This is a genomic window from Nitrosomonas sp. Nm132 (assembly GCF_900100485.1).
In the GTDB taxonomy this organism is placed as follows: domain Bacteria; phylum Pseudomonadota; class Gammaproteobacteria; order Burkholderiales; family Nitrosomonadaceae; genus Nitrosomonas.
Window position 1 is genome coordinate 185,817 of record NZ_FNDH01000001.1, and the last position, 24,260, is coordinate 210,076.

17 protein-coding genes are annotated in these 24,260 nt (G+C 45.9%); 4 read left to right on the forward strand and 13 right to left on the reverse strand.

What is annotated here, in order from left to right:
* Positions 1-20 precede the first annotated feature (20 nt).
* Positions 21-1,301, reverse strand: coding sequence for a nucleotide sugar dehydrogenase (locus BLP80_RS00805; RefSeq protein ID WP_090539164.1), 1,281 nt, complete (start codon positions 1,299-1,301; stop codon positions 21-23).
* A 309-nt stretch (positions 1,302-1,610) separates the two neighbouring features.
* Here BLP80_RS00805 and prsT point away from each other — a divergent pair, with 309 nt between their 5' ends.
* Entirely contained in the window at positions 1,611-4,400 is a 2,790-nt protein-coding gene (gene prsT / locus BLP80_RS00810; RefSeq protein ID WP_090539166.1) for an XrtA/PEP-CTERM system TPR-repeat protein PrsT, read from the forward strand.
* 141 nt (positions 4,401-4,541) lie between these two features.
* On the opposite strand, the gene BLP80_RS15495 is transcribed toward prsT, so the two are convergent.
* Positions 4,542-4,820 carry a hypothetical protein gene (locus BLP80_RS15495; protein WP_176754219.1) on the reverse strand — a complete coding sequence of 93 codons (279 nt, stop codon included), beginning with the start codon at positions 4,818-4,820 and terminating at the stop codon, positions 4,542-4,544.
* A gap of 901 nt (positions 4,821-5,721) precedes the next feature.
* Here BLP80_RS15495 and BLP80_RS16045 point away from each other — a divergent pair.
* Positions 5,722-6,204: a tetratricopeptide repeat protein gene (locus tag BLP80_RS16045; RefSeq protein WP_256324899.1), complete on the forward strand. Its 483-nt coding sequence runs from the start codon at positions 5,722-5,724 to the stop codon at positions 6,202-6,204.
* Positions 6,205-6,258: 54 nt separating this feature from the next.
* Here the strand turns inward: BLP80_RS16045 and BLP80_RS00825 are convergent, their stop codons facing one another.
* From BLP80_RS00825 to BLP80_RS00860, 8 genes are all read right to left on the reverse strand, one after another.
* Positions 6,259-7,641, reverse strand: a complete 1,383-nt coding sequence (locus tag BLP80_RS00825; RefSeq protein ID WP_090539171.1) for an NAD(P)(+) transhydrogenase (Re/Si-specific) subunit beta — start codon at positions 7,639-7,641, stop codon at positions 6,259-6,261.
* On the reverse strand, positions 7,642-7,950 hold the full coding sequence (locus BLP80_RS00830) for an NAD(P) transhydrogenase subunit alpha part 2 (RefSeq protein ID WP_090539173.1): 309 nt from the start codon (positions 7,948-7,950) through the stop codon (positions 7,642-7,644).
* Between the two features lie 73 nt (positions 7,951-8,023).
* Positions 8,024-9,151, reverse strand: coding sequence for a Re/Si-specific NAD(P)(+) transhydrogenase subunit alpha (locus tag BLP80_RS00835; protein WP_090539175.1), 1,128 nt, complete (start codon positions 9,149-9,151; stop codon positions 8,024-8,026).
* Positions 9,152-9,353: 202 nt separating this feature from the next.
* Positions 9,354-12,890 (reverse strand): FAD-dependent oxidoreductase, encoded by a 3,537-nt coding sequence (locus tag BLP80_RS00840; RefSeq protein ID WP_090539177.1) that lies wholly within the window; start codon positions 12,888-12,890, stop codon positions 9,354-9,356.
* 129 nt (positions 12,891-13,019) lie between these two features.
* Positions 13,020-14,291 carry a sulfate adenylyltransferase subunit CysN gene (gene cysN, locus BLP80_RS00845; protein WP_090539230.1) on the reverse strand — a complete coding sequence of 424 codons (1,272 nt, stop codon included), beginning with the start codon at positions 14,289-14,291 and terminating at the stop codon, positions 13,020-13,022.
* 66 nt (positions 14,292-14,357) lie between these two features.
* Positions 14,358-15,263, reverse strand: a complete 906-nt coding sequence (gene cysD / locus BLP80_RS00850; protein ID WP_090539179.1) for a sulfate adenylyltransferase subunit CysD — start codon at positions 15,261-15,263, stop codon at positions 14,358-14,360.
* 48 nt (positions 15,264-15,311) lie between these two features.
* Positions 15,312-16,016 carry a phosphoadenylyl-sulfate reductase gene (locus BLP80_RS00855; protein WP_090539181.1) on the reverse strand — a complete coding sequence of 235 codons (705 nt, stop codon included), beginning with the start codon at positions 16,014-16,016 and terminating at the stop codon, positions 15,312-15,314.
* A gap of 26 nt (positions 16,017-16,042) precedes the next feature.
* Entirely contained in the window at positions 16,043-18,139 is a 2,097-nt protein-coding gene (locus tag BLP80_RS00860) for a nitrite/sulfite reductase (RefSeq protein ID WP_090539183.1), read from the reverse strand.
* A gap of 358 nt (positions 18,140-18,497) precedes the next feature.
* On the opposite strand from BLP80_RS00860, the gene cysB reads away from it, so the two are divergent.
* Positions 18,498-19,457, forward strand: coding sequence for an HTH-type transcriptional regulator CysB (cysB, locus tag BLP80_RS00865; protein WP_090539185.1), 960 nt, complete (start codon positions 18,498-18,500; stop codon positions 19,455-19,457).
* A gap of 57 nt (positions 19,458-19,514) precedes the next feature.
* On the opposite strand, the gene BLP80_RS00870 is transcribed toward cysB, so the two are convergent.
* Both BLP80_RS00870 and BLP80_RS00875 read right to left on the reverse strand, forming a co-directional pair.
* Positions 19,515-20,807 (reverse strand): c-type cytochrome, encoded by a 1,293-nt coding sequence (locus tag BLP80_RS00870; RefSeq protein ID WP_090539187.1) that lies wholly within the window; start codon positions 20,805-20,807, stop codon positions 19,515-19,517.
* Positions 20,804-21,523, reverse strand: coding sequence for a c-type cytochrome (locus BLP80_RS00875; protein ID WP_090539232.1), 720 nt, complete (start codon positions 21,521-21,523; stop codon positions 20,804-20,806). The genes BLP80_RS00870 and BLP80_RS00875 overlap by 4 nt, the downstream gene beginning before the upstream one ends.
* Positions 21,524-21,576: 53 nt before the next feature.
* Between BLP80_RS00875 and BLP80_RS00880 the strand changes: the two genes are divergently transcribed.
* Positions 21,577-22,080, forward strand: a complete 504-nt coding sequence (locus tag BLP80_RS00880) for a DUF3293 domain-containing protein (RefSeq protein WP_090539189.1) — start codon at positions 21,577-21,579, stop codon at positions 22,078-22,080.
* Between the two features lie 7 nt (positions 22,081-22,087).
* Here the strand turns inward: BLP80_RS00880 and ftsH are convergent, their stop codons facing one another.
* Positions 22,088-23,908, reverse strand: coding sequence for an ATP-dependent zinc metalloprotease FtsH (gene ftsH / locus BLP80_RS00885; protein ID WP_090539234.1), 1,821 nt, complete (start codon positions 23,906-23,908; stop codon positions 22,088-22,090).
* Positions 23,909-24,260 lie beyond the last annotated feature (352 nt).

The following is a 24,260-nucleotide window of genomic DNA, read 5'->3' on the forward strand; positions in this document are numbered from 1 at the left end:
ATCTCTGGTGTCATAAAAAATTAGAGCCGCCAGACACTCAATCCTGCTTTGCGTAATAGACTTTCATCAAACTGAGATTTAACATCGATAAAACAACCATATTCCACAATTTTCGATTGAATCTCGCTCAATGGCTTCTGGATAAAATCCTGATGTGATACTGCAACAATCATCGCATGGGCTTGCGGCAAACTTTCCCATGACTGAAGCTCAACATCATATTCGTGTTGTGCATCCTTCGTATCAGCTACCGGATCATGAACAAATACATCAACCCCATAATCGCGAAGCTCAGAAATGACATCGGCTACTTTGGAATTTCTCAGATCAGGACAGTTTTCCTTGAAAGTCAATCCAAGCACAATAACCTTAGCTCCCTTCACATTAAAGCCTGCCTTGATGATTTGCTTAATTGTCTGCTCTGCAACGAATTTAGCCATATTGTCATTGATACGACGACCTGCCAAAATGACCTGAGGCATATACCCCATCATCTCAGCTTTGTGCGTAAGATAGTAAGGATCGACACCTATACAATGCCCTCCTACCAAACCAGGTCGGAAAGGAAGGAAATTCCACTTGGTTCCTGCTGCCCGAAGAATTTCCAACGTATCGATTCCCAGCTTGTCAAAAATAATCGCGAGTTCATTCATCAGTGCGATATTCAGATCACGCTGCGTGTTCTCAATTACTTTGGCAGCCTCAGCAACCTTAATACTGGACGCGCGATAAACACCTGCAATGACCACTGATTCATAAAGTTTCGCAATTTTCTCCAGGGTATCCGGGGTATCTCCAGAAACAACTTTAGTAATTGTCGTAAGCGTACGCTGTTTATCCCCAGGATTGATACGCTCTGGAGAATATCCTACAAAAAAACTTTTTTTCCATTGCATCCCAGAAAACTTCTCTAGAACAGGGATACACACCTCTTCTGTTGCCCCCGGATAGACTGTAGACTCATAAATGATTGTTGCGCCTTGTTTCATGTTTTTTCCGACAGTTTCACTTGCGCTCACGAGCGCGGAAAAATCAGGCTGATGAGCAGGATCAACTGGCGTTGGGACCGCAACGATAATATAGTCTGCTTGAGATAATTCCGCAGGATTAGAAGTCACTACCAATTGATTGGCTGCCTGAAAATCTGATGCTAAAACTTCACCTGTTGGGTCAGTATGACGTTTGTAGTTCTCAATCTTGCTTGCAGAAAGATCAAACCCGATAGTATGTCGCTCTTTTCCAAACTCAACAGCAAGCGGCAATCCCACATATCCTAATCCGACAACAGCTACTGTACTCATAGATATTCCCTTTTACATATATCCTCAATATTTATATTGGAACTGAAAAAGCGTTCAATCAATTGAAAGCTCTTTTCATTGAAAGCTACCCACCAACCACCAGATAGATAATAAAAGAGTATCATGCCAGATGCTGAGGCTAGTTTGTATCAGCATATTAAATAGCCGCTAATTCAACGAATTCAATTTTTATTAAGATGTGTTATAACTAATATTATAAGAATGAATCAATAATCAAAATCAATCCATGGATGAAATATTTCCAAACAGAGCCGGCTAATAGTAATAGCATTAAGGGGTTAATGGAAAATGAATACTTTGTATAAAAGTACCACGAAAAAGAAATTAACAACAGTTCTTGTTTCAATCACTCTTATCATAATAACCGTTACTGCATGCGGAAAAGCCAAAGATATTGAAACGCTCATTGCGGAAGCAAAGCAATATCAGCAAAAAGGAGATGACAAAGCAGCGATTATTCAATTAAAGAATGCGCTGCAGCGGAATCCGGATAACCAAGAAGCACGTTACCTTTTAGGTACGCTATACATCCAAACCGGTGATGCGCAATCTGCCGAGAAAGAGCTGAGCAGGGCAATGAGTCTAGGAATGGATCCCGTCGAAGTGCTTCCTGAATTAGGCCAAGCCTTGCTAAGTCTTGGTCAGTTCCAACAGCTGTTAGATAAAACTGAAACACTTCCTGAAAACATCAATTTCGCAGAAATATTAACATTACGGGGGAATGCCTCTCTTGCTCTAGGAAAAGCTGAAGATGCCAAAGCATTATTTGAACAAGCACTCAAAGACAAACCCGAGTTTCCCGATGCCCTCATTGGTCTTGCGAAATTTTCATTGGTAAAAAGAGATATTGAATCAGCTACGCGCTATACAGAACAAGCAGTTACCAGCAATCCTGAAAATAGCGATGCCTGGTTTTTTAAAGGCGATCTTCTTCGCGCAGCGGGTAAAGTTGATATGGCCTCAGCCGCCTACGATCAAGCAATCAAATTAAAACCTGACCATGTAGCTGCCCATATCAATCGCGCTTCTATTGCAATTGAAACAAGGAAATTTGATGCTGCCCGGGCGGATCTAGAAGCAGCACGCAGAATAGCACCTGGAAATCTGTATACCGTCTATACCCAGGCATTGCTTGACTTCAGCGAAGGCAAACATGCTGTCGCTTTAGAGGCTGCTCAGAAAATAATGAGTGCAGCTCCTAATCATATGCCCAGCGTGTTACTAGCAGGTGCGGCCCACTTTTCATTGGGATCATTATTGCAAGCTGAGCAATATGTCAAGCAATATCTAAAGGCAAATCCCAATAATCTTTATGCCATAAAACTGATGGCATCCATTCTACTGAAAAACCGTCAAGCAAAGCAGGCAATAGAAGTATTGACTCCGGCACTAAATGTAGTTCAGCAAGATTCCCAATTGCTCGCCTTAGCCGGGGAAAGTTATATGCAGGCTCGAGACTTTACCAAAGCAACTCAGTATTTTGAAAAAGCAAATTCCCTTGCACCCGATAATGCAGCACTTCATACCGCATTAGCTATGAGCAAGCTAGGACAGGGTGACAGAAAGAGCGCAATTGTAGAACTGCAAGCTGCAACTGATCTGGATACCCGATCTCCCCGAGCAGGTGTTTTGTTAGTAATGACCCATCTTCAAGCCGGTGAATTCGACAAAGCGCTGTCGACAGTTGAAGCTCTTGAGAAAGAGCAGCCCGACAATCCTCTTTTTCACAATCTGAAAGGTGGCATCTATCTCAGTAAAAAAGATTTGAGCAAAGCGCGCACTAGTTTTGATAAAGCACTTTCTTTGCAACCAGATTATTTCCCAGCAATCTCAAACCTTGCCAGGCTTGACCTGCAAGAGAATAAACCTGATGTTGCCAAGAAACGCTTTGAGGATATTCTGAAAAAAGACAAGAACCATATGCAAGCCATGAGCGCGCTGGCAGATATTGCACTTTCGCAAGGAAAAAACAGTGAAGCAACAGGTTGGTTAGAACGCGCTAGCAATGAGAATCCCGATGAACTTCAACCTGCTTTGCAGTTGGGAGCCCATTATTTACGCATCGGTGAAAATAAAAAATCGCTCGATCTTGCCAAAAAGCTTCAAGGATCCCACTCAGAAAACCTAAGCATCATAGAATTACTAGCACACGCTCAGTTAGCTAATGATAACAAGACTGCTGCTTTAGAAAGTTATCAAAAACTGGCTGCCAGATTGCCTGATTCTGCAGCTGCACAATTCCGCTTGGCTTCCGTTCATGAAGCGATGCATAACTCAAAAGCAGCCTCAGACGCCCTAAAAAAAGCATTAACCTTGAAGCCGGATTATTTAGAAGCAAAATTGGCACAAGCCAGACTCGAGATTCAAAATAACAACTTGGAACAAGCCCTCAAAATTTCGAAGGAGATTCAGAAGCAACACGCAAACTCACCAGCTGGTTATGAACTGGAAGGCGATTTATTAATGAGGCAGAAAAAACCTGCACAGGCATTGAGTACCTATGAGAAAGCGTTCTCCCTTAACAAGAACAGCCAATTAATAATCAAGCAATCTACGGCGCTCAGTCAGAGCGGCAAGGAAAAGCAAGCAGATACCCGCATAACCAAGTGGCTAGAAGAAAACCCAACCGACTCATCCACCCGCCTATATCTTGCTGGAATTTATCTTGCAAAAAAACAATACGATTCGGCCATCAAGCAATATCATATTATTCTGGAGGAACACCCCAATGATGTGCCAACACTGAATAATCTGGCTTGGGCCTACCAGCAAAAGAAAGAACCTGCAGCAATTGAATATGCCGAAAAGGCTTATCAGCAGGCACCGGACAGTCCTGCAATATTGGACACACTTGGATGGATACTTGTTGAACAGGGTAAAACTGATCGAGCACTGCCACTCTTGCAGAAGGCTGCCTCCCTTGCACCAGATGCTATCGTAATTCGTTATCATTTTGCAGTTGGATTGTTCAAATCTGGAGATAAAACAAATGCACGCAAGGAACTTGAGCAATTATTGGCCACCGGAAAATCTTTTCCAGGAATTAATGATGCCAAAGAATTACTGAAAGAATTGTAATTTCGTACGTACCAACTCCCTAATCTCAGGTATTCAGTTTTAATGCTCTTGAACAGAGATCAGACGAATGATACAGCCTTGTAGATCCCTTATCCAGGCAGTATTAGAAATAGGAAATTATCACTCGTTTTACAGGAAAACTCAGATGGTATGGATGTCCGATACTCGCAAAGAGTATGCCCGTGACTGATGGCTACGCAAGCGATATGATAGATACGGAATGGAAAAAAATAGCACCTCATTTGCCGCCGTGTGCAGAAACAGGGTATCCACGCACAACATGCTTTCATTCCATGGGTAAATGCCGCTTTCTACCGCTGCAATCAGATTGCCAGTGGGACATGCTCTCCAAGGATTTTCCACCTTAGCAAATGGTTTACGGTTACTTTCGGAACTAGCGGCAACAGGACATGGAAGCATATTTATGACGGTTATACCTTGCCGTCCACGATCGAGATTGGGAGGAAAGCCCGGCGCTGGCCATTATCGACGCGCAATTCGTAAGAACCGGCCAGAATGCGCATGACAATGTTGGGTTTGATGTCAGAAAGAACATCAAGCGTCGCACAAGTGGCGTATTGTTTAGTACCACAGTGTAGTGGTGTAATATATAGTCAGCTACGGAGGAAATATTTATGGGACAGATTTTACACGGAAACGCCCGCACGATGGAGGCAGCCCATCGAACGATACAGCATCGTCAAAAGTGTCTGAAGGTTGCGGTGTTCCGCAAACACAAGCTGCTACCGCTAAACAATTGCTTATATGCGTGCAACCCGCAATCCCCATCTGCCCCGGTCAGTCTTATATCATCGCCACGACCATTCTGCACCTTCTTCTTGCTTCGCGCTGCCCTCCGAAAAACCACACTCTCCATGCGGCTCGCCCAACTTAAGCTTCTAAGTTGAGTCATCTTATTTTTTATAAAATTTATCAATTGCTTGCAATAATAAGTCTTGCTAGACGAGCGATTTCCATATAAAAATTATCTTTTTTAAAAATACTCGCAGCCATGAATAATCAATGTCCCGAATGCGGCAGTGATCATGCTCACAGATCTCGCCTCAGACCAGGAGAACGCACTGCATTAAATTGGTTCCTGGTACCATTACGCTGCCGAGATTGCAAGGCACGCTTTTGGAGAAAAAATCCATACCTTATAGCGGCTCTACTCTTTTGTAGCGGCCTATTATTAACTGCTTTAGTTTGGATAATGGTTCCATCCGACGAGATTATCGCGAGCAACGAACATCATGATTTAGCCCGGACTACCCCTCTCGGAACAAAAAGAGTTCAACCCCGACCAAAACCTGATTCGAATATGCTGAATGAAGTTAAAGTTATATCGGAAGCAACTAAAGATCAGTCTACTACAATTCCCAACACGGGGCCTAATTCGTTTGCGCCAAATTCAAACGATAATCGCCTCTATACCGCTCATCTCTATCTTGAGAAAGCAATCAAAGGTAGTGCTGATGCGCAGTACCAGCTTGGTTCACTCTATCTGACGGGAAAAGGAACGTTACAAGATTTCGAAGAAGCTGCAAAGTGGTTTACGTCAGCAGCAGAGCAGAATCATGCACTTGCGCAATATGAACTAGGCTTACTCTACCACAATGGTTTAGGCGTTAATCCTGACAATGAAAAAAGCTATGTGTGGTTAAACTTGGCTGCGGCTGCCGGCATTGAGCAAGCTGTCGCAGCCCGAGATAAAATAATGAGATCACTTACTGCGAAACAGCTAACCCAAGCCCAGAAAACAGCACGCGAATGGTTAGCGAATCAGAAAAATAATTCCAATTAATTTTTTGTGAGCGCCACATGAAAGAAGCATAGGAAAATAAGAATCTCATACGTATTACACCACCGCTTTGACCATATCCTCTACAACCTTCTTGGCATCACCAAACACCATCATTGTCTTGTCCATGTAGAATAAGTCATTGTCAAGACCAGCATAGCCAGCAGCCATACTACGCTTGACAACTATCACCGTGCGGGCCTTGTGCGCCTCCAGAATAGGCATCCCATAGATAGGACTGCCTGGAACATTTGCAGCTGGATTGACCACGTCATTTGCACCTAAAACAAGCACTACATCAGTATTAGGAAAATCGCTGTTAATTTCTTCCATCTCCAAAACCTGCTCATAGGGTATTTCGGCTTCAGCAAGTAGCACATTCATATGCCCCGGCATACGACCCGCTACGGGGTGAATGGCAAAACGAACATTGACACCTTTTCGATGCAGTACTTCTGCAAGCTCTTTGACCGAATGTTGTGCACGAGCTACGGCCAAGCCATAACCTGGAATAATAATAACGCTATCTGCATTACCCATCAAAAATGCTGCGTCGTCTGCACTACCGCTTCGATAGGTTTTCTGTGTTCCATCACTCGCGCCTTGGGCACCGCCTTCGCTACCAAAACCACCCAGTATGACAGAGAGAAAGGGACGATTCATGGCCTTGCACATGATATATGACAGAATTGCCCCCGAGCTGCCCACCAACGAGCCAGCAATAATGAGCATTGGGTTGCCAAGTGAAAAGCCGATACCTGCTGCTGCCCAGCCAGAATAGGAATTCAGCATGGAAATCACTACCGGCATGTCAGCTCCCCCGATAGGAATGATAATGAGGAATCCGAGCAGAAATGCGATAGCTGTCATGGCAATAAATGCTGTCCAATTGGTTATTTCGCTGAAAAAGAACCATAAGCCAAAACCAATCATAACGATTGCCAGCAGCAAATTGATCATGTGCTGTCCAGTGAACACAACGGGAGCTCCGCTCATGCGACCAGACAACTTGAGGAAGGCAATGACTGAGCCAGACCAGGTCATGGCACCAATAAACGTTCCCAAAAACAATTCCAGCTTGCTACCAGCTGGCAATACTTCAGACAGGCCGAATGAAACAGGATTATTGACGGCAGCAATGGCTATAAATACCGCAGCCAAACCAACCAATGAGTGCATGAAAGCAACCAATTCCGGCATGGCTGTCATCTGAACTCGTTGCGCCACAATAGAGCCTACAATCGCACCTATAGCAATACACCCCAGTATCAATGCCCAATTCTCGGTAATGGTCAGAGTAGTGCCAACGGCAATCGTCATTCCAACCATTCCAAAGAAATTACCGCGCCGAGCGGAAAGAGGTGAACTAAGCCCTTTCAGGGCCAAAATGAAAAAAACCGCCGCAACCAGATAAGCGAGAGCAATCAAATCAGCAGACATTTAAGCGCTTCCTTTTTTATCTTTTTTTCTAAACATTTCTAACATACGCTGGGTGACGAGAAATCCACCGAATACGTTGATGGAAGCAAGGATTACTGCTGCAGCCCCTAACCAGGCGCCCCAATCCGATTCAGCTGGGCCTGCAGCCAACATTGCGCCTACTAAAATAATACTTGAAATGGCATTAGTCACTGACATCAGCGGTGTATGCAAAGCTGGTGTCACATTCCATACCACGTGATAGCCAACAAAAACCGCCAATACGAATACAGTAAGATGAATTATCGTTGGATCAATTTCACCAATCATGTTTGTTCCTCTTGAATTCATTAACTTTTATAGAATCTGAAGCGCACACTAAAGCAACTCTTCACTTTCTGTTTTATATTTTTTTGATCACTTCTCCACCCGAACAAACCAATGTTCCGGCAATAATCTCATCCTCCCAGTTTATTTTGAGTTCGCCATTATTTGAATCAAGCATCAAATTAAGGAAATTCATAAGATTACGTGCATAGAGTGCGCTTGCATCTGCAGCCACTAAACCAGGAAGATTAGCAATACCAATGAGATGAACACCATGTTTTACCACGGTTTTATTCAACTCAGACAGGGGACAGTTCCCACCCGCTTCCACCGCCATATCTACAATTACCGAGCCAGGCTTCATCGCCTGAACCGTTTCTTCTCGGATCAAAACTGGGGCCGGACGCCCAGGTATCAATGCAGTTGTAATGACAATATCCGCTGCGGCAGCTCTTGCATGAACTAATTCTCCTTGCCGGCGTTTGTAATCCTCCGACATTTCAGTTGCATAGCCGCCAGCTGTTTCAGCCTTCGCTTTTTCTTCCTCAGTCAGGGGAACCTCCACAAATTTTGCACCAAGGCTTTCGACCTGCTCTTTAACTGCCGGACGGACATCAAATGCTTCAATCACTGCGCCCAGCCTTTTGGCTGTCGCAATCGCCTGCAAACCTGCTACCCCCGCTCCCAGCACTAATACTCTAGCAGCTTTAACCGTACCAGCTGCTGTCATCAGCATGGGAAAGAATTTCTGATAAACATTAGCGGCCATAATGACCGCCTTATATCCGCCAATATTTGCCTGAGAAGACAGCACATCCATACTTTGTGCACGAGAGATACGCGGCAATTTCTCCATGGAAAATGCAGTCAGGCCATGTCTAGCGAGTACCTCGATCCCTTCCATCTGATGAGGTGACAGCAAGCCAATCAAAACTGCATCCTTGCGTATCAAAGCTAGCTCATCCGTTCCTGGACCGCGCACTTTAAGTACAATCTGTGATTGACTATATAATTGTGAAACATCATCAACGATAGTTGCACCCGCTTCTTGGTATGCAGCATCAGGAATACTCGCACCAGCACCTGCGCCAGACTGAACAAGAACAGTATGAAAACCCTTGGCAGTATATTTCTTGACCGTTTCCGGCGTAGCTGCTACACGCGTTTCTCCCGCATAAATTTCTGCAGGTATGCCTATGTGCATCGACAATCTCCCTTATCCTTTATTCAAACTTGAAAATACCTAATGCTTTGCATCATTTTCCTCGAATGCGTGATTATAAATGAAACTAGATGCATGCATTACTCTGATTGATACAATCTTATAAAATGTTCAACCATTAAATCCATACTTCATACTCATTTGCACTCGAAACATGACTACGAAAAGCAATTTCTTTATTTATTCAATTTATATTTTTCAGACAACGATTGATCCATTGACTCGTCAATTTCTCCTGTGCACTGTTTTGTCGCAATCGCGACGCAAGACTACCAAAATCGACCCAATCCAACGGCTGATCCTGATTAAAGCACGAAAAGACATAAGTAATCTCTCCGGTTTTAGGATCTTTATGTGGTTGCAAGCACTGGGCGCAGATTTCCTTCATCATGCATTGCATCGGTGAATTAATGGATCCTATGGCAAAGTGATTTTCCTTCAAGTAAGGCTGAAGCTGGTGATGACGCGCAAAGCCCACTGCAGCCATCATCCGATCAGAACCAATCGCGATGATGCGATCAGCGTCTGCTAAGGGTATCGGTTGAACACCGAGTGTACCGCTGCCATAGGCAACCATGGCCTGAACAATATTCCCGACAAAACTAAAATCACCCGGCCTGGAGGGCTCAAACCCAGGCGCTTCATCACAACACCACACTACTGTATCTGCCGCTGACTCAATTTCAGCTACTTTGTAACGATCAACAAGTTTTTTGTAGCCTGCAAAATATAAAACGCGGGATCCTGCTGCGCGCGCCGCAGCGCCAATAGAAAATAATACCGCATTCCCGAGTCCCCCTCCTACCAGCACAACAGTCTCATCGTGAAAAATCTCGGTAGGTGTTCCAGTAGGCCCCATCAGCACAACTGGATCTTCAGGTTTGAGTAACGTGCATAAATTTGCAGACCCCCCCATCTCCAGTGCGATCAGCGAGACGCGCCCATTTGAAATATCTACCGATGCTCCTGTCAACGCTATACCTTCCATTGCTAATCGGGTATCCTCGATTGTCGTAGCAAGTGTTGCAAAATTCTGGAAGCGGTAAAACTGCCCAGGTTGAAAGTGTTTGGCAGCCATGGGAGCTTGCACAATTATTTCAATAATATTAGGTGTCAGCCTCTCCACCTTATGAACAATAGGCTTCAATTGATGATTCATTTCAGCAAAAAACTGCGAGACTGATTGAGTCGAAGAAGGCGTAATATGATCAAGCACCCGACTGACAATTGGATATCCCTGTTTAGCGCTAGCCATGGCTTTTACCACATTTCCTGAATATGACGGATGTAAATCGCCAAAGAAGCTGATAAAACGCCCATCTTCACAACGACTCAGCAATACTGCTGGTGTTTCTGGCTTAGGATTACCTTTCGGCAGACTCACAGGATTTCCCTGCTCATCACAGGCAGAAAAATAACGCCCGCTCAGCTTGAAATATTTCTCATCTTCTCTGGCAAGCACAGTATTCGGATGGGTTCCTGCAGCGACCAGAATTGCCCGGGCTGGTAACTCAACTTCTCGAGTTTTTTGCCATTGTCCTGCTTCATCCAATGCTTGGACAGAAAATCTGATCGATTTTATATGCTCCCACTCGTCTACATCCACCCGCAGAGGTGTCAGTCCTTCAGCAAACCAAATACCTTCCTCCAGCGCTTTCTCGACTTCCTCATGGTTCAGCGTATAAGAAGGACTCTCTATCAAGCGCTTACGATAAGCTATCGTAGCCCCCCCCCACGATTGCAACAGCTTCAGAATATCAGGCTCACGACCTTCCTGTACCGCCTGAGCACGCTCTGCACGAATCGCTCGAGCATGTGTTAAAAATTCTTCTGCAATTTCCCGCTCCTCTTCGTCCCAAGAATGACGAACCTTAGCTTCACCCTGCTCTGAAACAAGTATTTCGTAGCGCTTCAGGAATTTCTCGACTTGTACCGGATAATAAGCCAGCGCTTCGGTAGCTGTATCAATTGCAGTCAGCCCGCCACCAATTACGACAGCAGGTAAACGTAGCTGCATGTTGGCAATAGAATCAGCCTGTGCTGCACCTGATAACTGGAGTGCCATCAAAAAATCAGAAGCAGCGCGCACTCCTCGTGCTAAACCATTCGGTAAATCAAGAATTGTTGGACGCCCTGCACCAGCAGCCAATGCGATGTGATCAAAGCCCAAAGCCAATGCATCATCCGCCGTCAAAGTGCCGCCGAAGCGCACACTACCAAAGAGCGCAAACTCTGCTCGCCGCTCCAGCAAGAGACGGATTAATTTAAGAAAATTCTTATCCCAACGTACGGTAATACCGTATTCCGCCACGCCACCAAAACCTCCCGCCATGCGTTCATTCAAATCTACGCGCAACATGTCCGTATCTCGAATAGCAGAAAAGGGAACGCGCTGACCATGTAGATTGACACCGGAAATCTCTGCTGGCAACGGCTCAATTTTGAGACCATCAATACCCACCACAGTATGGCCATCATTCATTAAATGGTGTGCCAAGGTATATCCGGCGGGTCCCATGCCTACAACCAATATTTTCTTGCCTGTCGATGGCTTAGGTAAGGGCCTATGTAAATCAAGTGGATTCCAGCGTGTAAGCAGGCTGTATATCTCAAATCCCCAGGGCAATTCAAGCACATCTTTGAGCGTACGGGTTTCTGCTTGAGGAATATCGACCGGATCCTGCTTCTGATATATGCAGGATTTCATGCAGTCATTACAGATACGATGCCCCGTCCCTGCGCACATGGGATTATCCAGTATAATCATCGCCAGACTGCCGACCGCTACACCCTGCGACTTGAGCTTGTGAAATTCCGAGATTCGCTCTTCCAGCGGACAGCCTGCCAGCAAAGCACCCAACTCGCTTTTCTTGAAAGAAGGTGGTTCTTCTGGATTTCTAGCTTTTAGTATAAATCCTTTTGAGCAGGAATCCTTTCCCTGTTCATGGCACCAGATACAATAATTGGTTTCATCCAATGCACCCACTAAATCAGTTCCTTCATCAGTCAATGAAAAACCTTCTCGGTGGCGCAAATGATCGAGACGATGAACGGTAAATCCTGCATGGTCATCAGTCGACAGTGACAATAAGTGAAAATAATCGAGTTTTGCTGGAGACTTGAATAACACTCCCTGCTGGGTGTGTGTTTGTCCCGAAGTTGTGCGTAATGCCCATGCAGCATAGTGCAGCGCATCATTCAAACGTGCTGTATTGCTGGCTTCATCCTCCATCCACTGCGCGACATGGGTTGCAAACACTAACTCTGAAAAAGGTTCGCCAAATTCAGCTTCCAGTTTTTGTTCTAAGGTAATGCCATCTATCGTTTGCAATACTTCATCGCTTACCTTAGTTTTTGCACGACGCTGCACAAATTGCCGCTTACAAAAATAAAGTGGGGCAAGTTCATGATGGCGTGCTGCAAGCGCACGCACCTGATTCTCAATACCAAAGAGCTGTGCAATAAAATCTTCCAACCAGGGAGCAAGCTCAATCAGAAAAGCAGATTCATCTTTAGGCGCCAACTCATCTGGATACCGGCGGGCATGATCCAGACGGGCACGTAATCCAGCCTCCCCCTCCCGCAGAAAATCTAGAAATGCCTCATCCAGCTTTACCAAACCATCACGGTTATATAAATCTGCAAAAGTCACGCCAAATTTAAGGCTGGGAGAAACAACCTCTGTTGAGAGACTGTTAAGCGTTGATGCTGAATTTGTCATAGTTTTTTTGTTTGGTATTATCTGTATGGAAATAAAGGTACCGCGTCAAATCTGACGCTGGTACCGTTCTTCGCGATATTGGGATTCTGTATAGGGTGTAAGAAAATGAGAACTACTCTGATAATCGATCTAACAGATCATACCGGCTGCAACCGTATTATTACTTGTCTCATCAATCATAATAAAACTGCCCGTAGCGCGATTGGATGCATAGTCATCGCACACCAATGGCTGCTGGACTTTCATCACAACTCGCGCAATATCATTCATTTTCAAGGAATCTGTCGTCTCATGATTTAGCGTATTGACGTCTACACGATAATCAATCTGGCTAACCACTCCCTTAACCATTCGAGTCGTGTGCTTAACGATATATTTGCGTCTAGGATCAAGTGACTGTTCTGACAACCAGCACAGCATTGCTGTAAACTCTTTCTTGATCTTTGGTTGCTCTTCAGTTTTTACCAGCATGTCTCCCCGGGAGATATCTAGATGATCTTCGATAGTCAGTGTGACAGATTGCGGTGCGAAGGCATCATCAAAGGAATCTTGATACAGGAGAATTTCCTTGATACGTGAGGTTAATCCTGAAGGTAGAATCGTCACGGCATCACCTACACGAATAGAACCTGATTCAACGCGTCCCATATATCCCCGAAAATCGTGCAATGCTTCCGTTTGCGGACGACAAACCCATTGCACTGGAAAACGGAAATCATCCGTATTGATATCGTGTTCAATATCAATATCTTCCAGTAAATCTATCAATGCCCTACCTTCATACCAAGCAAGCTTGTCACCCCTCTCCACCACCATATCCCCGACTAAAGCAGACATAGGAATATATTCGATATTACGCAAGCGAAGTCCTTGCGCAAAAGTAGCAAAATCATTGCAGATGCGCTCAAACACCTCACGTGAATAATCCACCAGATCCATTTTATTAACTGCTACGACCAAATGGGGAATACCTACCAGACTAGCTAAATAGGCATGACGACGAGACTGGGTAAGCACACCCTTGCGCGCATCGATCAGAATAATGGCTAGATTGGCAGTGGAAGCCCCTGTTACCATATTCCGAGTATACTGCTCATGGCCGGGTGTATCCGCAATGATGAATTTACGTTTGGGAGTTGCAAAATAACGATAAGCTACATCAATCGTAATACCTTGCTCCCGCTCCGCTTGCAGGCCATCGGTAAGCAGCGAGAGGTCCACGCTTTGCATTCCACGCTTATTTGAGGTGCGTGCAATGGAGCTCAATTGATCCTCAAAAATGGATTTTGAGTCATGTAACAAACGTCCTATCAAGGTACTTTTTCCGTCATCTACACTTCCTGCAGCAATAAAGCGCAATAATTCAGCACGATCAAGCCCGATATTCCCAACTACCGACATTTTAGAGCCTTCTGATAATTGATTCTTAAAGTTGAAATAATCCATATCTTCCAAAAAAAGATGCTTTTAGAAATACCCTTCTTTCTTGCGTAATTCCATTGAGGCATCTGAAGTTTGATCATCCATACGTGTCGCACCACGCTCAGTAATGCGTGTCATTGCCGTCTCAGCAATAATTTCACTCACATTTTTGGCTTGTGAAGCAACCGGGCATGTACAGCTCATATCTCCAACTGTACGGAAGCGCACCATTATTTTTTCGACTTGCTCACCCTCTTTGGGTTGTACTAGATACGATACCGGCAATAAGCCCGCATCACGTGGAATAACCTCTCGCCAATGAGCAAAATAAATGGAAGGTACTTCCAGTTCCTCCCGCGCAATATACTCCCACACATCCAGCTCAGTCCAGTTGCTGATCGGAAACACACGGATGTTCTCTCCTGGATGGGTCCGCGTGTTGTAAAGACTCCATAGCTCTGGCCGCTGATTTTTTGGATCCCATTGACCAAATTCATCACGGAATGAAAAAATGCGCTCTTTAGCACGTGCTTTTTCCTCATCACGACGAGCTCCACCAATACAGGCATCAAAACCAAATTCAGCAATAGCATCCAATAATGTGATGGACTGAAATGGGTTCCGGCTTTGGTTTTGTGATCGCAGCACTACCTTACCTCTCTTGATAGAATCTTCCATACTGCGCACAATCAGTCGTTCACCCAACTCCATGGCGCGGTGATCGCGAAATTCAATCACTTCAGGAAAATTATGCTCCGTATCAATATGCAGCAAAGGAAAAGGGAAACGCCCTGGCCGAAAAGCCTTTTCTGCCAATCGCAATAACACAACTGAGTCTTTTCCCCCAGAGAACAATAATGCAGGATTAGCGCATTCAGCTGCCACCTCTCGCATGATATGAATTGCTTCACTCTCGAGAGCATCCAGATGGGTAAAGGTTTGATTACTCATTCTCTTCTTTCTTTTAGCTTCTAAAAATAATCTTAGTGAAATCTATCTCTATTTTACCGACTTAACTTTATTTATATGCAGTCCACACTCTTTACTTTCAGGGTTCTCCCACCACCAGCGCCCAGATCGAACGTCTTCTCCAGGGGTGACCGCACGCGTACAAGGAGCGCAGCCAATACTCGGATAAAAACGATCATGTAACTTGTTGTAGGGCACATCATGCTGCTTAAGATACTCCCATACTTCGGCATTGCTCCATTCACACAGTGGATTAAACTTTTGCATGTTATTCTCAGCATCAAACGAGGATATTGCCAAACTGTCTCGAGTAACTGCTTGTTCGCGACGCATCCCTGTGATCCAGGCACGCTTACCCGACAATGCACGACGCAGCGGCTCGACTTTCCGAATGTAACAGCAGCGCTTGCGTAGCTCAACACTTTGATAGAACCCATTAGGGCCATTTTGCGCAACATAACTTTCCACTGCAGCCGCATCAGGAAAATACACCTGAATAGAAAGACCATAACGATCTCTCACCACCTGCATCAAATCATAGGTTTCTTGAGGTAACCGGCCTGTATCCAGCGTAAACACGGCAATATCCGAATAGTAACGCGCAATCAAGTCGGTCAACACCATGTCTTCAGCACCAAAACTGCTGGCAAATACAGCAGGCGCATATTCCTGCTGTATCTTTGCGAGCAAAACGTGTAATTGCTCGACCTTCTGCGCTACATCACATTGGCTCATCAATTTCCTATTTGTCACAAGACGTCTTATAGGACCGTAGCTGACTGCGAAGCTTTCTGAATTTGCAATGACTGGACAACGTTTTGCGGTAGTGAACCCGTCAAGTCGAGCTGACTATTAAAGCCAGTACAGAACTCAGCCACATCGAGTGTCCATGCATCCAATTCTGCATACCATTCGGTCAGTAATGCATCAGTCAACTCATTGGCAGGGTGCGCAAAATCTTGAGCAAGCTTAGCCAATGTTTTAGCCAGATTAGGCTTAGCTGGTAATACGCGTTGCAACTCTTCCGCCTGTTCTACCAGATCATCACATTTCCGACCACCGACCAATTGGACCACTCCTTGACCAATCAGACGTACAATCTCTTCTGCACACTTAACCGAGTCCTCAAATTTGCGCTGAAACTTAAGTGCATTACGGTAATTGCGCTCGTTTGCAGCATCGAAGAAAGCCGTACCAATTTGTAATTGTTTTGCGCCAGCACACTCTCCGCCACCAAACTGGAATACTCTGAAATCATCACCTTGACCATGATCACGTAGTACCGAGTGCACATCCTCTTGCTTAACCTCCACGATATCAGCCAGAAGTTCAGCAAAATAACCCTGACCTACCCGTCGCGTCCAGTTAAAAAATGTTTCTCCCGCTTCACGGTCTGTAGCATACGCTGATCTTACTCGCTCCACTGCGACTTCAACGCGTGCACTCGGCACTGACGGACCTTTAAAAGCCAAACCACCATTGGCCATGCCATTGCCACCGAAATACATCTGATAGTGAGGTATCAACTTACCGTACATGCGCTTGCCTTCACCATAAATCCCAATATCACCACTTTCCGGTTGAGCGCAGCCATTGTGGCAGCCTGAGACACGGATACGCAAGTCATCGTTCCCTCCCCATAATTTACCTCCGAGAGTCGGACTGGAAGTGATTCCCAAGCGACATGTGGAAGTTCCTGGGCAAGCCACTACATTATCGCCCGCCTTAGGTAAACCTAAGCCAAGGACTGCTAATGCAGACTGAATAGCCGCAATATTCTCTTGTGGCACATTAACTAGCATCAGATTCTGATCCTGGGTGGTACGGATCTCGCTCAAGCCATACTGCTCCAGTATCCCAGCGATTCCTCGCATCTGCGCTACGGTCAACTGTCCGAGTCGCACACTGACCGGTACCACAAATAGCCCTGACTGCTTTTGCGCAAATAGTGCGCGGGGCGCACCAGGACCAGGTACTTCACTATCCACACCGCCAGTCCATACACCTTTGGGATAATCCTGATCAGCCAGCGCTTCCTTGACACGCACAAGCTCTTCACGATATTTCTCAATAAACCCGTCAACGCCGAATTTATCGACCAGAAACTTGATACGTGATTTAGCGCGCTTAGCTCGATCAGAATACTTATTGTGCAACGTGAGCACAGCTTCTATCACCAACAACAAGTCTTTTTCTTCGATGAACGGCTCAACCACAATTGCCTCATGAGGTTTATGTCCCAGCCCCCCGGCTACCAGCACTTTGAAACCAAAGCGCGTTCCTTGCCTGACTGCAACCACACCCAGATCATGGATCATACCCTGCGCGCAGTCCGATTCACAACCTGAAAAACTGATTTTGAATTTGCGCGGCATCAACTGATTCAAAGGCTTACGCAGAAAATGCCTGACAACTCCTTTGAGATGCTCACTGATGTCGGTATGCTCACGTGAACAGACTCCCGCCAGGGGGCAAGCCGTTACATTACGTATCGTGTTCCCGCACGCTTCACGGGTTGTCAGCTTACCTTTTGCCAGATGACGCATCACAGCCGGTGTATCCGTTAGTGGCACATAGTGCAATTGAATATCCTGCCGAGTAGTAATATGTGCTTCACCATGCTGCGCATATTCTTCCAGCGCATCAGCAATCGCATTTAGCTGCACCGGTATCAGCCGCCCACCAGGGATCTTGATACGCACCATATTGACACCTTCCTGACGCTGCCCATAAATCCCCATTTGCAGCCGGGTAGCGGTAAAGCGATCGACATCCATACGCTGCGCACGAAAATCCTGCAATGATTGATCGTATGCGTCGATTTCCTCATCATTCGCGAGATCGGTTAAATAATCCATCCTCTTTCTTCTCTCCGTAGTTTTTTTACCACACCAGCTTTCAGCCAATGAGGATAAAAATATTAACAATTTTATTGCTATTTTATCCGATATCTACCTGCTGGCGTTAGTTGTTATCAATACCCTTACCCTTCAGAAAGGAAGATAGTGTCAAACAGATAAGCACCAAGCCACTTTTATGTTATTTGCCACCCCGCACAACTGGTGTTTCACTTGCGAAATGTTGATCCTCTATGCACATATATGCACTTACTTACAAGATCACCTGCTTAAAAAAGCGTATCATAGCTGCACTGTTATATATCTCAAAATAATATTAAATTAGATTAATATAACTTTTTATTATAAATAACACTTCATGAAACTACAACAACTACGCTACTTATGTGAAATTGCCAATCAAAATCTGAATTTGTCCAAAACAGCCGAGAGTCTGCATACATCACAGCCAGGAATCAGTCGGCAAATTCAGCTTCTTGAGGAAGAGTTAGGCGTGGATATTTTTGTTCGCAATGGCAAGCGTATTGTGAAAATAACTCCGCCAGGACAGGCCATTATCGAAATTGCTGAAAGAATGCTCAGAGACGCAGAAAACCTGAAGCAAATTGGCCAGGAATTCAGCGACAAGGCGAGCGGCACGCTGGTGATTGCTACGACCCATACACAGGCACGTTATGCGCTTCCTCCTGTCATCAAACGCTTTGCCGAACGTTATCCCAAGGTCAAACTCATTCTGCGCCAGGGCAGCCCCACCCAGATCTCGACTTTAGTTTCATCAGGTGAAGCTGATCTCGCGATTGCCACAGAAGCAATTGAGCTATTTCAAGAACTCGTCATGCTTCCCTGCTACCAATGGAATCGCAGTATCATTGCCCCCCCCAAACATCCCCTACTCAAGCAACATCCTCTGACCTTGGAAGCGATCGCTCAATACCCTATCATTACCTACGATTTCGCATTTACCGGTCGCTCAAAAATCAATCAGGCGTTTGAATCCAAAGGGTTGGCTCCGAATGTGGTGCTTACTGCAATCGATGCTGACGTAATCAAAACCTATGTGGAGCTTGGTTTAGGTATTGGCATACTGGCGAAAATGGCTTTCGATCCGCAACGCGACAAACATCTCCGCGCAATTGACGCCGATCATCTGTTTGAATCCAGCACAACCCGAATCGGCATCAGTCGTAACAGCTATATTCGCTGTTATGTCTATGACTTCATCGAAATGTTTGCTCCCCACCTCGACCAGGCGACGGTTAAAGCCGCCATGAAAATTAAGCATAAAATACCTGTGCAAGATTCACACGAGACAATTTAATAGATGAATGCTGCAACGCAGTCATTTTTCTCATGCAGGCAATTAATCAGTGCTTCCTTAATGGCCATTCCCTCTACTCAGATCAATATCAATGGCTGACACCAAACCGCCACGATTTCCCCATGCATTCCTGATGAAAGACACTACCTGAGCGACCTCTTCATCACGAATGATCTGCTGAAATGGTGGCATGCCGTAAGGCCTAGGATTTGCTGCGGTAGTAGGCGGATACCCTCCATTCAGCACACTGCGAATGACGTTAGTGGGTATTGTCATGGTCACACTGCGATTACCCGCCAGCGCAGGATAAATGCCTGGCGCGCCCTGACCCGATGTGCCGTGACATTCCTGGCAGTGTTTTTTATACAGCTTCTCGCCCTGCGCCAAGTACTGCCGAACATTTCTCGGCATTTCCGGATAACTCATTCTAGGCTGCGCCTCACTCTCGGGTAACGATTGCAGATAAACTGCCATAGCGCGCATGTCACCCTGTGACAAATACTGCAAGCTTTGCCTGACAACGGTTCCCATCGGCCCCGACGTCGTTGCGCCACGGGATATGCCAGACAAAAGCAACTCAACGATCTCTTCAAGAGACCAGTCCCTACTTCCTGCTTCCTGCTGGGAAGTCAGAGATGGTGCGTACCAGTTTGACCCCATAATTTGCCCGCCACCTACCGTATCGTCCTGACTAGCACCCAGCACATTCCTAGCAGTATGACAGGCATTGCAATGGCCCAGTCCTTGCACCAGATACGCACCCCGATTCCATTCCTCGCTCTTGGTTTGATCCGGCTCATACGTTCCCTGTTTGAAAAAGAGTGTCCGCCAGATATACAAGAGCGGTCTATAGTTATAGGGAAAGCGGATTTCATGAGGTGGGTTGTATTGGGAAACAGGCGGCACCGACTGAAGATAGGCAAAAATAAGGTTTGCGTCTTCACGTGTCACCTTGGTATATTCCGTAAAAGGAAAAGCAGGATAGAGGAGTCTGCCATCACGTGACTTGCCCTCATGCATCGCTTTCCAGAAATCTTCTTCACTCCAGAGGCCGATGCCTGTTTCTTTATCCGACGTGATATTAGGTGTAACAAACGTTCCAAATGACGTAGACAATCGACGTCCCCCGGAAAATGGCTGCCCTCCTTTGGCTGTATGGCACCCCAAACAATTCCCGACACGCGCGAGATATTCACCCAGCGCCTGTCGTTGCTCAGATGAGCCTGATTTTTCTGAAGATGCGTTAACTGGCAGAGCATTCGAGGCTAACAACATGACCAGCAAATATCCGAGCAATAAAAGGCTACGCTTCCATTCCCCAGCAATATGAAAAATCGCGCCTGGTTTCATTGAATCCCTCCATTTTCCAAGACGATACTCCTGCAGCGATGCGCCAATTCCTGAGAGAGTGTGCCGGCTGGGCTTGGTTTTCCCGAAACAGGCTGAGCTGCCAGCCACATCGCAATCGCATTAGTTTCGTCATCAGTCAGTTTCTTGGCAATTTCAGACATACAATCAGAGAGCTGACCTCGCATCAATCCGCCATTGCGCCAACTTCCAAATTGAGCCGTAATGTAAGCATGAGGCAAGCCCAGCAAACCTGGGATAAAAGGCTCCGCACCCATCAGAGCTTCTCCATGGCATGCGCTACAAGCTGGGATATCACGCTTGGAATCTCCTGAACGAATAAGATTCTCTGCCAGTTTCATTTCTGATGGCAGCATGGCAACTGGCTCTGGCGATGGATAAGGTAAATTTAAAGTAGAAAAATACCGAGCGATTTCCAGCATGTACTCATCCGACATATTCTCAAGCAAAATGGCCATCGGCTGATAATAACGTCGGCCATCCCTGAAATGACGTAGCTGGTTAAAGAGATATCCTTCCAGCTTACCCGCAATACGAGGATAATAAGCATCTCTACCACGCCTGTCCTCTGGGCCATGGCAAATCGTGCATGCCTTAACACGTTCGGCAAGCGTATCAGGAACACTGACCAACGGTGTTTCTGCAGCACTTGCCAAGCAAGCAAAAAAAAGCAATATGATTAAAATAGAATGCTTCATGTAGCAATCATTTTTATTAATAAAGGTAGTCTGTCGTCGGATCATTTTCTCCAATGAAATTTCACGCACAAGCTTCTCTCCCGCATGGTTTGTCTCAATACAACAATACAATTATTCTGGACGAAAGTCTAAAGCAATCCGCAATTCCAGCCAAACTCATCCAATGCTATGTCGCAGCCCACTACCAGGTAAGGATAGGCCCAGACACGCTGACATTGCATATTGACCAGCATTGCGAACCCTTATCAAAGCCGATGCAAGAATATGGTACGCAGTGCGCCCTCTATATCACCGCCTACAATCCGCACAGCCAATCTCAACCTATAGAGACAAATCTTACAGCTAGCAAGCAATTATGCGATCTATTATCCAGCCATTCCAGCCATATTTTTGCAGGCAAAAGTCTGGACCCGGCAGGCAAGTGGCCAGCAGAACCAAGCTTTCTGGCATTAGGTATCGATCTTGCCACCTCCAAGGCGCTCGGTAGACAATTTGATCAGAACGCCATCGTATGGATTGATTTTGATGCAATTCCCAGACTGGTTTTGTTACGTTAAAACGCCACTAACTTGACACCTCCTGAACGATCGCCTGTTTCAATGCCGTTATCTGAGGCTGATTGAGCGTCTCAGTTTTAAGTAACTCATCAGCAGTCTGGTCCAGAAGCGCACGATTTTTGCGAAGGATGCTGATTGCGCGTTCAAGCGCCTGATCTACGAGAGCACGCACAGCCGTATCGATCTTGTTGGCGGTATCCTCGCTGTACTCACGGCTCTGCGGCATAGGAAAGCCCTGCTGCAAGAAAGCCGAGCGCTCACGATCATATGCCACATTTCCCAGCGCATCACTCATGCCATAGCGCAATACCATAGCGCGCGCCATATCGGTCGCACGCACCAGATCATCCGATGCCCCGGTGGATACCTCATTGAATATCACCTGCTCGGCTGCCCGCCCACCGAGCAACACGGCCATTTTGTTTTCCAATTCCACCCGAGTCATCAGATAGCGATCTTCAGTCGGGCGTTGGATGGTGTAACCCAGCGCGCCCACTCCCCGGGGTATGATCGACACCTTGTGCACTTCATCCGTACCGGGCAACGCCAGTGCCACCATGGCATGTCCCAGCTCATGAAATGCCACAATCTTACGTTCATTTGGATTAAGCAGGCGATTACGCTTTTCAAGACCGGCAACAATCCGTTCTATCGCATTATTAAAATCATCCATCGTCACGGAAGCCGCCTTGCGTCGAGTGGCCAGCAAAGCGGCCTCATTGATCAAATTGGCTAGATCCGCGCCAGTAAATCCAGGGGTAAGTGCGGCAATCTGCTCCGGCTTCACATCCGTATTCAACTTCACTTTCTTCAGATGAACCGCTAGAATCTGTTCGCGCCCGATCTTGTCTGGGCGGTCCACCAGCACCTGACGGTCAAAGCGCCCGGCACGCAGCAATGCAGCATCAAGGATTTCCGGACGATTCGTCGCAGCTAGCAATACGATTCCGCTTGAAGGATCAAACCCGTCGAGCTCTGCCAACAACTGATTCAGTGTTTGCTCCTTTTCGTCATGCCCCCCCCATGCATAAGCACCGCGCGCGCGCCCCAATGAATCGAGCTCATCGATAAAAATGATAGCTGGCGCCATTTTCCGTGCTTGCTCGAAAAGATCACGCACTCTGGCTGCACCCACCCCGACAAACATCTCGACAAACTCTGCTCCAGAGATCGAAAAAAACGGCACCCCCGCTTCACCTGCCACCGCTCGGGCCAGCAATGTCTTACCAGTTCCGGGCGGCCCCACCAGCAGAACTCCCTTGGGCACTCTTCCACCCAGCCGGCTATAGTCGGTTGGGTTCTTCAGAAAATTAATAATTTCGATGAGTTCTTCCTTGGCTTCATCGACCCCCGCCACATCAGCAAAGGTCACCGTGGTTTCTTTCTCGACATACACTTTGGCACGGCTCTTGCCAATCGACATCAAGCCACTGCTCATGCCCCCCCCCATACGGCGTATGATAAACAGCCAGATGCCAACAAACACCAACATTGGCACAATCCAGGATAGCAAATCGCGCAACCAAGTGCTCTTGATAATCCCAGTATAAGTCACTTCATATTTGTCAAGGATCTCTGCGAGTCCAGGCTCAACCCGTGTCGTGACAAACTCTTTAATCTCATCAGCACCGGTTTCTTTTAGCTTGCCATAAATTTGGTTTTCTGTAATGGCTACCTCCGCAACCTTACCTTGTTCCAACAGCACCTGGAATCGGCTATAAGGAATCGGCTCAATCCGGGTATATTGCGTATAAAGATTCTGCAAAAACATCATGGCAAGAATAGCAATGACGATGTACCAGAAATTGAACTGCACTCTCTTGTCCATTAAATTATTATCCATAAGACACTCCTTTCCTCATTGAGAAAATGATTAAGAAATCATAAGAATCAGCTAAATAAGTTACAGGTCAGATTACTCCCAATCCATATATCTATGATCTTATCTTATGAGAATCAATCTTATCCATGCTTTTCAGAATGGAAAATACAAATCATGAGAAATAACGCTCGCTATCTGTAATAGCATGATGCGTTTAAGTTTGCCTCAATCTCTCCTAAGAAGTTAATTTTCTTGGATTATACCTAGGTATCTGGCACGGTTTATTATGCTAAAAATCAATTAATTATAAAAAATGAAAGAACCACCGGAAGTTTATCCTAATAGTTGTTATTTTGAC

Excerpts from the sequence above, each read along its gene's own strand:
- BLP80_RS00880 (WP_090539189.1), top strand. The coding sequence starts at position 21,577 with ATGAAATTTCACGCACAAGCTTCTCTCCCGCATGGTTTGTCTCAATAC.
- BLP80_RS00870 (WP_090539187.1), bottom strand. The coding sequence starts at position 20,807 with ATGAAACCAGGCGCGATTTTTCATATTGCTGGGGAATGGAAGCGTAGC.
- BLP80_RS00825 (WP_090539171.1), bottom strand. The coding sequence starts at position 7,641 with ATGTCTGCTGATTTGATTGCTCTCGCTTATCTGGTTGCGGCGGTTTTT.
- BLP80_RS00875 (WP_090539232.1), bottom strand. The coding sequence starts at position 21,523 with ATGAAGCATTCTATTTTAATCATATTGCTTTTTTTTGCTTGCTTGGCA.
- BLP80_RS16045 (WP_256324899.1), top strand. The coding sequence starts at position 5,722 with ATGCTGAATGAAGTTAAAGTTATATCGGAAGCAACTAAAGATCAGTCT.
- cysD (WP_090539179.1), bottom strand. The coding sequence starts at position 15,263 with ATGAGTAATCAAACCTTTACCCATCTGGATGCTCTCGAGAGTGAAGCA.
- BLP80_RS00830 (WP_090539173.1), bottom strand. The coding sequence starts at position 7,950 with ATGATTGGTGAAATTGATCCAACGATAATTCATCTTACTGTATTCGTA.
- cysB (WP_090539185.1), top strand. The coding sequence starts at position 18,498 with ATGAAACTACAACAACTACGCTACTTATGTGAAATTGCCAATCAAAAT.
- cysN (WP_090539230.1), bottom strand. The coding sequence starts at position 14,291 with ATGTCGGTAGTTGGGAATATCGGGCTTGATCGTGCTGAATTATTGCGC.
- BLP80_RS00860 (WP_090539183.1), bottom strand. The coding sequence starts at position 18,139 with ATGGATTATTTAACCGATCTCGCGAATGATGAGGAAATCGACGCATAC.
- prsT (WP_090539166.1), top strand. The coding sequence starts at position 1,611 with ATGAATACTTTGTATAAAAGTACCACGAAAAAGAAATTAACAACAGTT.
- BLP80_RS00840 (WP_090539177.1), bottom strand. The coding sequence starts at position 12,890 with ATGACAAATTCAGCATCAACGCTTAACAGTCTCTCAACAGAGGTTGTT.
- BLP80_RS00805 (WP_090539164.1), bottom strand. The coding sequence starts at position 1,301 with ATGAGTACAGTAGCTGTTGTCGGATTAGGATATGTGGGATTGCCGCTT.
- ftsH (WP_090539234.1), bottom strand. The coding sequence starts at position 23,908 with ATGGACAAGAGAGTGCAGTTCAATTTCTGGTACATCGTCATTGCTATT.
- BLP80_RS00855 (WP_090539181.1), bottom strand. The coding sequence starts at position 16,016 with ATGAGCCAATGTGATGTAGCGCAGAAGGTCGAGCAATTACACGTTTTG.
- BLP80_RS00835 (WP_090539175.1), bottom strand. The coding sequence starts at position 9,151 with ATGCACATAGGCATACCTGCAGAAATTTATGCGGGAGAAACGCGTGTA.
- BLP80_RS15495 (WP_176754219.1), bottom strand. The coding sequence starts at position 4,820 with ATGCTTCCATGTCCTGTTGCCGCTAGTTCCGAAAGTAACCGTAAACCA.